7 protein-coding genes are annotated in these 10570 nt (G+C 44.7%); 5 read left to right on the forward strand and 2 right to left on the reverse strand.

Going from position 1 to position 10570, the window contains the following annotated elements:
• The first annotated feature begins 11 nt into the window (after window positions 1–11).
• Both H5185_RS03115 and H5185_RS03120 read left to right on the forward strand, forming a co-directional pair.
• Window positions 12–392 carry a DP-EP family protein gene (locus H5185_RS03115; RefSeq protein WP_182741341.1) on the forward strand — a complete coding sequence of 127 codons (381 nt, stop codon included), beginning with the start codon at window positions 12–14 and terminating at the stop codon, window positions 390–392.
• A 500-nt stretch (window positions 393–892) separates the two neighbouring features.
• Window positions 893–2026, forward strand: coding sequence for a sensor domain-containing diguanylate cyclase (locus H5185_RS03120; protein WP_182697510.1), 1134 nt, complete (start codon window positions 893–895; stop codon window positions 2024–2026).
• A gap of 19 nt (window positions 2027–2045) precedes the next feature.
• Here H5185_RS03120 and H5185_RS03125 read toward each other — a convergent pair whose 3' ends face one another.
• Window positions 2046–3203, reverse strand: a complete 1158-nt coding sequence (locus tag H5185_RS03125) for an alkane 1-monooxygenase (RefSeq protein ID WP_220494397.1) — start codon at window positions 3201–3203, stop codon at window positions 2046–2048.
• A gap of 10 nt (window positions 3204–3213) precedes the next feature.
• The gene (locus H5185_RS03130; protein ID WP_182741343.1) at window positions 3214–3543 is read right to left on the reverse strand and encodes a 2Fe-2S iron-sulfur cluster-binding protein; all 330 of its coding nucleotides are present in this window, start codon (window positions 3541–3543) and stop codon (window positions 3214–3216) included.
• 170 nt (window positions 3544–3713) lie between these two features.
• On the opposite strand from H5185_RS03130, the gene H5185_RS03135 reads away from it, so the two are divergent.
• The 3 genes from H5185_RS03135 to fdhF all read left to right on the forward strand — a co-directional run bounded on the left by H5185_RS03135 (window position 3714) and on the right by fdhF (window position 10339).
• Window positions 3714–4727: an AraC family transcriptional regulator gene (locus H5185_RS03135; protein ID WP_182741344.1), complete on the forward strand. Its 1014-nt coding sequence runs from the start codon at window positions 3714–3716 to the stop codon at window positions 4725–4727.
• A 186-nt stretch (window positions 4728–4913) separates the two neighbouring features.
• Window positions 4914–5630: an oxidative stress defense protein gene (locus H5185_RS03140; RefSeq protein ID WP_124015534.1), complete on the forward strand. Its 717-nt coding sequence runs from the start codon at window positions 4914–4916 to the stop codon at window positions 5628–5630.
• A gap of 494 nt (window positions 5631–6124) precedes the next feature.
• Window positions 6125–10339 carry a formate dehydrogenase subunit alpha gene (gene fdhF, locus H5185_RS03145; protein ID WP_182741345.1) on the forward strand — a complete coding sequence of 1405 codons (4215 nt, stop codon included), beginning with the start codon at window positions 6125–6127 and terminating at the stop codon, window positions 10337–10339.
• Window positions 10340–10570: the final 231 nt, after the last annotated feature.

Below are 10570 nucleotides of genomic sequence, written 5' to 3' on the forward strand. Positions count from 1 at the left end.
TGGAGAATAAAATGCCTAATGTCCAAGGCCAAGCAACCATGTTTAACGTCACAGTAATCCTAAACGCGAACAATGAACCCGTCTTTAGCTATACTAATATTGATGGTTCTGCAGTATCCGGCAATATGGTCGTAACTCAATACGGAGTCATTTCTTACCAGTTGATTGACAAGACTGGTAAGGGCCTTAAATTTGTTGGCGCAGCTTTCACTACCACGTTTGACGGTATTATCGATGCCACCACCATCAGCAGCGATGGCAACTTGATACAATTAACCGATTTAAATGAAGTGCCAGGCAGCACCAGCTTTCAATTTGTGCTGTCAAACAGTGCCAATACCCTGCTAGTACTTAGCCCAGATCCTCAAGTTATTAATCGCGATAATAAATAAAAAATAGATAAAAAGCTCAGGGCTACCCTGAGCTTTTTATCTTGAACAAGATAACCACACTACAAAGCAGTTAATCGCTTAACCAAGACTAAAACAACTTGTGTTACCCACTAACCCATTGCAAGGTTAGATTTTTAGTCCTCAATCCTCTGCTAAAATCCAGACAAAAACCTCTGTTAATCATCGCCAATAACACTGTGTTATTTGCTAATATTTTCACTAAAACATTCGCTAACCAATTCGCGAAAAACTCTAAAACTTGCCGATGAATGGCTATGACAATTGCCATGACTTACCCTATAAGTCGCAGCCAGATTGATGCAGAGATTTTAAGCTGCAACTAAAATCAATCTTTTTTATACCAAAAATTATAATTTAATTAAATAAAAATCAATAAGTTAAAATCAGAAGATTACCGAAAGGTTAAAAGCTCCCATTCCTAATAGAGTGTTTGACATCAACAAGGGGTTACCAACACCAAACGCTTGAGGAAATGCACCATGTTTACCAATGATAAATTAACTGAACTCAATGACACGATTTCTCGTGTGACTAAATTAACAGACTCATTGTCTAAATATCCTAACGCGGTAAAAATACCACTGCGTGTTGAAGCTGAAACCCTAGCCGACTCATCATCGACGGCGGTGATGTTTGATGCCACTTTTGATGCCACTTCAGCAAACCAGAATGGCAAAATGGCTGTAGTAGATAACTTACAAATTCGCACCTTACTCAATGTGATTAACGCGATTTCAGAAGCGATATTTGTGATTAACTCCGCTGGCGTTATTGAGATGATTAATCCGTTAGGCGCTAAATTATTCGGTGCTCCAGCTGAAATGTTAATTGGTCAAACCTGGACCGATTATCTACAAAGTCCTTTTAAAGATGAGTATCAATCTTTATTTGACCTGTGGAACAACGCCAGCGATCAAAGCAATAAAGTGACTCAGTTTAACCACGGGCCTAAAGAAATTATCATTAACCGCGCCGACAGCACGTTGCTCGAAGCCGATTTATCATTGTCATGTTTACCGTCAATACAAATAGGCTCGGAGCCATTATTTATTGGCATTATGCATAACCTGACTTCGCATAAAGCCGAATACAATAAACTGCGCCACTTAGCGCATACCGACAAATTAACCGGTCTTGCCAATCGACATGCTTTTGATGATGCCCTGCAAACCAACTGGAACGACAGCATTAATCACGACCAACCGCTGTGTTTAATCATCATCGATGTCGATTATTTTAAAATATTTAACGATCAGTTTGGCCATGTTAACGGTGATAAATGTTTGCAAAAAATTGCCCAAGTACTGGCAGACGTGCTCCCCTCTAACAATGCTATGGCTGCCCGTTATGGTGGCGAAGAATTTGTGGTTATTTTACCTAACAGCAACCCGTTAACAGCAGAATACATAGCTAAAAACATTCAACGCCGTATTAACCAGTTAACCTTTACCGACATAGGGTTACCTGCACAAACTAAAATCAGTGTTAGCCAAGGCATCGCCTGTGAACGCAGTGGCCAATACCGCACGCCAACCGCACTGGTTTGCGCCGCAGACACAGCACTTTACCGCGCTAAATCAACCGGCCGTAACCGCATCAATATGAGTAGCTAACGCTAACTGAATAGTAAGGTTAAGCACAAGCTTGGTAAGCAGCAATACCACTGTTTGCATTGGCTTGCTGAGCCAGTTGATACTCAATAGGCGTGGCAAAGTGCCCATCCCAATGCTGTAATTTAGGCAACATGAGTCGATGCCATAATGGCGGAATAAGCGTAATAACAAAGGTACTAAGATAGCCTCCAATCATTTGCGGTGCCTGTGGATATGGCAATAATTGATGATAAGGCAATTGCCCTTGAGCATGATGATGCGAATGGCGGGTTAAATTAAACATCGCCCACGAACTCACTCGTTTATTTGTATTCCAAGAATGGTGCGCCTGTATTGGCGAATTAACGGCTCGCACTAAGCCATAATGCTCCATATAATTAACTATCTCCAAGGTCGCTTTAGCCCATAACCCCATTAGCACAAAAAAGCTTAATCCCTGCCAACCCGCCAGCCAGAACACCCACAGCATAATGACTAAGCTCATGGCATAGCCTCTTAACGCTTTATTATGCCTACTCCATACAGCAAGCTGCTTACGCAACAGCCTTTGGCGTTCAATATGCCATGCACTTATGTTGCCTTTAATGGTCGATATAACAATGTGCGCATAGACATTACGACCACGAGGCGCAGTGGCGGGATCGTCCAAGGTACTGACATATTTGTGATGCCCATACACATGCTCAATGGCAAAGTTAGCATCAAAGCTAAATGCCAATAACCAGCGACCAATCAATAATGACACCGGCTGCCAAGTTCGATGAGTTAATTCGTGCCCAGTAATGGTGGCCATTACCCCAACCACTAAGCCCAAATAAATCACCATCACCCCATACTGAACCACGCTGGTATTTTCACGCGCGAGTAACACATCATAACCACTAAGACTGCTGACCCAAGCCCCATATTGACCAATATCTTGACTGGCAAATTGCCAGCAGCACACAAATACCAACATCACGGTTAAGGGCAACGCCAGCCATAACTGCCACGTCAGTAAAGCTGTAAAGCGATAGCTTGGCGCTTGCACATCATCACCAAATATCATATCGCCGCCTAAGTACACCGCTACCCAAATGGCAAAACCCATACTAATGTACGACTCACCTAAAGTAATACTGGCAATGGCGATCAGCGCCATAAGGTGAAGCGACATAAACTTAAGGTACTTAAACATTAACATCTCCTCACTCTTGCGGTTCATCAGCCAACTGACGCTGAAGCAGATTAACCTTAATATTGACAGCAGATATTGGCATGCTTTGACACGCCAAAATCATTCCTTGAGCGATTGCTTTGGCTGACAGCACATAAGCACTGTCGGTTAATTGTTTAACCTCACCGGACACTAACTGGCACCGACAAGCGCCACAACTGCCAACCTGGCAATGATGGGGAAAGGCAATATTGGCTGCCAGTGCCGAAGTTAAAATAGTGTGTTTTACGCTGGCTTGTTCAACCACAAGGTTGTCATTAATGGTTAAGGTCACAGCTTTGGCAGTAAACATCGACAACATATACAGTCCTTTAAAGGTTAAAGGTTAAAGGTTAAAGGTTTACTTTACGCCAGCAGACAAGCTAGCAAAGAGGGGGAGATGGACATAAAGGGGTCATTAATAGACAAGTACGGATAAATCCGTTACAACTGATAAATAGGATTGCTATAAAAGCCATTGATAAGGATGCTATGCAGCCACTGCCGATTTTTTACTTAAACCAAGTTTACCAACAGCTGCGCCAGTGGGACTGTAATGTTAATATCTGGCTAGCTCATAATGGTATGACACTTGAGCAATTACAAGACCCGCACTATCAAATGATTTTTGATGATTATCAACGCCTAATCGCCTCTGCCATTCACCTTTCGGCCAGACCAGACTTAGGTTTACATGTGGGTAATCGTATCGGTATTAACACTCATGGTATGATGGGATTTGCCATGCTTAACAGCAGCACTCTCAAACAAGCCATTGAGACATTAAAGCAGTTTATTAACACCCGTACGCCGCTGGTTAAGATAAGCATCCACGAAACGACCAAGGCTTTGGTTGTTACCCTTGAAGCAGTTCAACCACTGGGCATGATACAGCAACCCTATATGGATGCTCTTTTAGTGACCCTGACTAAGTTATTACAACAACTCACGCCGCAATCGTCGCCATTATGCCAGGTGAATATCAGTTTTGCGCCACCCAGTTATTGGCAGCAGTACGCAGAATTATTTAAGGCTCCGGTTCATTTTAATCAAGCTAAGACCCAGCTAATGTTAACCCTAGCATCAATGACACAACCTCTTGATATGGCCGACCCCAGCTCATTTATGCAAGCTAAACAATGGTGTATTAACGAACTTAAGCAGCTTAACGGTCAACAAAGTTTGAGCGACAAGCTATACCAGTATTTACTGCAAAGCTCGGTGCCATTGCCAAGCTTAAGCGACACTGCAGCGCACTTTCACATGACACCTCGCACGGTACATCGCCATTTAGCCCAACAGCAAAGTAGCTATAAATGTATTGTGGCGTCGGTAAATCATCAGATTGCCAAGCACTACTTGTCACAATCTCAAGGCAGTATTAAACAACTTTCCTATCAATTAGGCTATGTGGATGTGGCTAATTTTCGCCGAGCATTTAAGCGCTGGCAAGGTACCACGCCAAGCGAGTACCGCCTGCAGCAAAAAGCGCACCCTGCAATATGAATGTTAAGATGATAAAGTCTGGTTGCTCATATGACTTGAGCAGCTTAAAACCTATGCTGATATCTTTTAATGTAAATAATGATCAATAAAAAAACCCTTTTTTAATTTGGCTACGTTTACACTCTTAACAGACCCATTTAAACCTGTATTTTCACAGCATTAAGCTAACCATTAGCGGAGTCATCAATGAATAAAACTTTACTTACCAGCATTATCTCTGGCGCATTATTTACCTTAACCGCCAGCAGCAGTTTATCCACGGTGCAAGCGGCCGAGCTTAGTTTCGCAAATATTGAAACCGTGGGAACCAGCACCATAGAAGCGTCTGCAGACATGGCTATCATCAATGTTGAAGTATTAGTCGAAGCCGATAGCGCTAAAGCGGCTAAAGATCAAGCCGACCAAGCGGTCAGCCAATTTATGCAGCGTTTACTCAAAGCGGGTGTTGATAAAAAACACATTCAAAGTGCTAATTTGCAACTCAATCCACAATACATGTATGTGCAAAATGAACCCCGTAAGCTAACCGGCTATAGCGCAAGTCGTCAAATGACAGTCACAGTAGTGGATCTGAACAGCTTAAATGAATTACTCGACAGCGCTTTAGTAGAAGGCATTAATAACATCAGTAATATACAGCTAAAATCCAGCAAAGAAGCCGATATTATTGAGCAAGCACGCCAAGCTGCCATTGTGGATGCCAAGCAAAAAGCGCAATCGTTAGCTAAAGGCTTTGGTGAAGAAATTGACGGAGTATGGCAGGTGAGATACTTTCCGCAACAATCAAATCAACCAGAAATGTACCGCGCCAGTATGAAAGTAAGTTCAGATGTCGCGCAAACTTATCAGCAAGGCCAAGTGACAATTAGCGACAGAGTCGAAGTGGTATTTAAACTGAAATAACCACTGTAATAGCCACAAATACAACGGCAACAAATACTGCAGCAATAACAAACAGGCTCAACGGCATCCGTTGAGCCTGTTTCAATTTAGCGCCAGCGAAACCATTAACGCATCCAACTGTTTAACATACAGAACAGCAATATAAAAACCTCACCAAACTCGTCATATCAACAAGTGAAAAAAACACTCCAAGCAATTGTTTAATAGCAATTAAATTTATGGATTTCATTTATCTTCATTAAAAATGATCTAGGTCACAATTGAGTATCGCCCAGCAAATTAAACTGGCTACATTGTATATGGCTATTGTAAATGGCTGTTAATACGACTAGGGAGGCGAGAAAAAGTTATCAAGATGGACCTGCATGACTGACAGTTCTCCCCTCTATAGACACGGTCGATCTGCGCTTTGGTCGCTCAATAAAGCCCTCATCGTCGTATTCTCAATGGCAGCAAAACCTAGCCAGTGACTCAACCAATTAGAAGGTATTGCAATGATAGATATCACTATCGACGGCATATCGTTATCGCTGCCTCAGGCAGATAACTTATTAAAAGCTGCCACTGACGCCGGTATTAATATCCCCAGCTTGTGTGATTTTTCCCACAATCAAGCCAAGCAGCACTGTAACTTATGCCAAGTACACATAAAAAATAATGATGGCAGTTTACGATGTGTTCGCGCATGTGAAACGTCGCTTGAAGCGGGTTTAGAGGTGATAACTCGGTCGAGCGCTTTAAGCAAAATCCGTCAGGATGCACTTAAGCATATTCTCAGCGACCATTTTGCCGATTGTGAAGCCCCTTGCCAAACTGCCTGTCCTGCGGGCGTTGACGTGCAGTCTTATCTGTATCATATCGGCAGAGGTGAGCATAAAGAAGCGGTCAAAGTCATCAAAAAAACCTTACCAATGCCACTGTCAATTGGCCGTGTCTGCCCAGCTTTTTGTGAAGCCCAGTGTCGCCGAGGGCTTGTTGATGAACCCGTGGCGATTCGCCAATTAAAACGTCATGCCGCAGATTTAGATTTACATGATCTAGAGTCTTATGTACCACCAAGAGCACCGGCAACCAATAAGCGTATTGCCATTATCGGCAGTGGCCCTGCGGGGCTAACTGCCGGTTATTATCTGTCTAATAATGGTCACGATGTCACTATTATGGAATCAGCAGCCAAAGCGGGCGGCTGGTTACGTTACGGCATCCCAGAGTACCGCTTACCCAAAGACATTCTGGATAAAGAAATTGAACTACTCACTCGCAACGGACTTAAGATACAAACTGGCGTAGAACTCGGTCGTGACATCAATCTACACGATTTAGTCGCCAATTATGATGCTGTTTGCCTCGCCATTGGCGCACAAAAAGCGGTGCCAATGAATTACCCTGGCAGCGATTTAGCCGGCTGCTATTTGGGTGTCGACTATTTACGCGATTATTGCACCAATAAGACATTGATCACTGGCAAAAAAGTCGCCGTCATTGGTGGGGGTAACACCGCAATTGATTGTGCCCGAACCGCTGTGCGCGATGGTGCTGATGTGACCTTAATCTATCGCCGTAGCCGCGATGAAATGCCCGCAGAACCCTATGAAATACATGAAGCCGAGGTCGAAGGGGTTAAGTTTCACTTTCTTACCAATCCAATTGAAAACCACAGTGATGACCAAGGCCGAGTCAAGTCTGTGACGTTTGCTAAAATGGCGCTCGGTGAGCCCGATGCATCAGGGCGACGCTCGCCTAAAGCCACAGGTGAAACCTTTGAAGAAGCTTTTGATACCGTTATTGCGGCGGTATCTCAACAGGTAGATTTAGACTTTTTAGACCAACCAGAAAACCAAATCGACACCGGTCACCTTGCCCTCACCCGCTGGCATACTTTTCTTGGTTGTGAGCAAACTATGTCTGCAGGAGTGGAGAAACTGTTTGTTATTGGTGATTCTCGCACCGGCCCAGGAACCGCCGTGGGTGCGGTGGCCGATGGCCGAAAAGCCGCTGAAGCAATTGAAGGATTACTCACTGAGGGGTTAACCTGTCATTTACAGCCTCAAGATTTTAACTCAACAAAAGCCGATAACACGGCGTCATTGTCTGCAGACTTATACCCGGGCACAGTTAAACGTTCGCGACTAAAAATGCCTGAGCTATCGCAATTAAATCGCGCACTGAACTTTGGCGAAGTTGAGCTAGGCTTCATTGCCGATGAGGCAATAAAAGAAGCTATGCGCTGTTTAGAATGTGCTTGCCAAGCTAATACCGCTTGTCAGTTACGTGACTATGCCACCGAATATAAAGTCGATGGCAAAACTCTAGACCAAACCCAGGCGCGTAAATTTAAAGTCGATAACAGTGCACCTTTTATTACTTTTGATGCCAATCGTTGCATCAGTTGCGGAGCCTGTATTGACGCCTGCCATCAGCAAAGTGGTCATAATGTTATCGCTTTTGAAGCCAATAGCTATCAAGCACTTCCTGACGCTACAACCGCAGGCATTAGCCGCAACGCCCCTCGTGTTGGCTTTACTGCATCGATGAATGACAGCGATTGTGTGCAATGTGGTAACTGCGTACAAGTCTGCCCCACTGGTGCTTTGGTTGATGCCCGCGATAAAACCCAAGGCAGCGATAGAGCGTTAACCAGAACCTCAACCGTGTGCACATATTGTGGCGTTGGTTGCCGGGTTGAACTGCATGTCGACCAAAGCAAAAATCACGTTATGCGCGTCACAGGCGATACTCACTCACAGGTGAATGAGGGGATGCTGTGTGTCAAAGGACGCTCTGGATTTGATTTTTTAAACAGCCCTAAACGTCTTACCACGCCATTAATTCGTAAAAATGGTCAGCTACAACCCGCCACTTGGAGCGAGGCCATTCGCTATATTGCCGAGCAACTGCAACCGATTAAAGATGCCACTGGGCCAAGCAAGTTTGCCGCATTATCTTCGGCTAAATGCACCAATGAAGAAAACTATTTAATGCAGAAATTGACCCGCAGTATCATGGGTACCAACAATATAGATCATTGCGCGAGACTGTGTCATTCATCATCAGTTGCCGGCTTGTCCGATACCCTTGGTGGCGGGGCAATGACCAATGATATTCCCAGTATTAAAGACTCAGATGTGATTTTTATCATCGGCTCGGATACCACCAGCGCCCACCCTATTATTGCCTCGCATATTAAACGAGCCGTCAATCAACACGGCGCGCGCTTAATTGTGGCCGACCCAAAGAAAACCACTATCGCAGACAGCGCCCATTTATATGTCTCACATAAGCCTGGCACAGATGTGATGTTACTCAATGCCATCATGCAGCAAATTATCATCAATAACTGGCAAGATATGCACTACATCAATAGCCGTATTGAAGACTATCAATTGCTTAAGCAAGAAGTGATGAAGCCAGATTATAACTTAACCAATGCGGCGTTAATTACTGGTGTAAGGGCAAAAGATATTGCCACTATGGCAAAAATGATCGGCACCGCAAACAAAACGGCCTTGTATTACGCCATGGGCATCACCCAGCATACCTCGGGTTATGACAACGTGGTGTCTACCTCTAACTTACAACTACTGTGTGGCAATATCGGCGTCAATGGCGGCGGGCTAAATCCGTTGCGCGGCCAAAGTAACGTTCAAGGTGCTTGTGATATGGGTGCCTTACCCAATTATTATCCCGGCTATCAAAAAATTAATGACCCGATTCATCAAGCTAAGTTTGCTAAAGCTTGGGGCAATACTTCGCTTAATCCAAACATAGGATTAGCAGCGACAGAAATCATGCAAGCTATTGTCAAAGGCAAAATCGATGCACTGTATGTTTTAGGTGAAAACCCAGTGCTAAGCGATCCGGATCAAGCCCATGTGATCGCTGCACTATCCAAAATCAAATTCATGCTGGTGCAAGACATCTTTTTAACCGAAACCGCCCAAATGGCTCATGTGGTATTACCCGCAACCGCCTTTGCCGAAAAAGATGGCCATTTCACCAATACCGAACGTCGGGTACAACAATTACGGGTGGCGTTAACCCCACCAGGAGATGCGCTGGTAGACTGGAAAATAATCCAAATGATTGCCAATAGCCTTGATGCAGACTGGCATTACCACAGCACCAAAGATATTTGGCAAGAAATTATTCAGGTTACCCCGCAATACCAAGGGTTAACCTGGCAACGCCTTGAACACAAGGTAGATGGTTTACAGTGGCCGTGCCTTGATGAAAACCATCCTGGCACACCGATTTTACACACAGAGACATTTTTACGCGGCAAAGGCAGAATGATCCCGGTGAGTTACCGTCTCCCTGCCGAAATGCCCGATAGCGAGTATCCATTAACCCTGTCAACAGGCCGTTTGTTGGAACAGTTCCATACTGGCACCATGACGCGCAAAACCCCGGAACTGGATATTAAAGGTGCGCCCAGAGTGATGATATCGGTTTTTGATGCCGAGCAATTGGGCGTCAATAACGGTGATATGCTAACACTGAGCACTCGCCGAGGAGAAATAGAGATAGCCGCCTTTGTCACTAAGCGAGCTCAGGTAGGAGTATTATTTTTACCGTTTCACTTTGCCGAAGCGGCAGCCAATAAGCTGACCATCAATGCATTAGATCCGATTGCTAAAATCCCTGAGTATAAGGTGTGTGCGGTTAAAGCAGAAAAGTCACTACGGCCAAGTACGACGAGCTTGGCCTAACCGCTAGTGTCTTAGTGAATTAAAGCGCAGAACGCTTTAAAAGCAAAAGCCTAGATCGCTGCGCTGCTAGGACGCTACGCGGCGAGATCCTATAAAATCCTAGCAGCGAAGCGACTCTAGCAGTGACGAAGTCACGCCCTAGCAGCGAAGCGGCCCTAGCAGTGACGAAGTCACGCCCTAGCAGCGAAGCGACCCTAGCAGGACGTAAGTCCGCCCTAGCAGCGAAGCGAC

The organism is Shewanella sp. SG44-6, from assembly GCF_014164185.1.
Classification (GTDB): Bacteria; Pseudomonadota; Gammaproteobacteria; order Enterobacterales; family Shewanellaceae; genus Shewanella; species Shewanella vesiculosa.

What these genes read in the sequence shown, in the direction of transcription:
- H5185_RS03140 (WP_124015534.1), top strand. Translation starts at nt 4,914, where the DNA reads ATGAATAAAACTTTACTTACCAGCATTATCTCTGGCGCATTATTTACC.
- H5185_RS03135 (WP_182741344.1), top strand. Translation starts at nt 3,714, where the DNA reads ATGCAGCCACTGCCGATTTTTTACTTAAACCAAGTTTACCAACAGCTG.
- H5185_RS03120 (WP_182697510.1), top strand. Translation starts at nt 893, where the DNA reads ATGTTTACCAATGATAAATTAACTGAACTCAATGACACGATTTCTCGT.
- fdhF (WP_182741345.1), top strand. Translation starts at nt 6,125, where the DNA reads ATGATAGATATCACTATCGACGGCATATCGTTATCGCTGCCTCAGGCA.
- H5185_RS03130 (WP_182741343.1), bottom strand. Translation starts at nt 3,543, where the DNA reads ATGTTGTCGATGTTTACTGCCAAAGCTGTGACCTTAACCATTAATGAC.
- H5185_RS03115 (WP_182741341.1), top strand. Translation starts at nt 12, where the DNA reads ATGCCTAATGTCCAAGGCCAAGCAACCATGTTTAACGTCACAGTAATC.
- H5185_RS03125 (WP_220494397.1), bottom strand. Translation starts at nt 3,203, where the DNA reads ATGTTTAAGTACCTTAAGTTTATGTCGCTTCACCTTATGGCGCTGATC.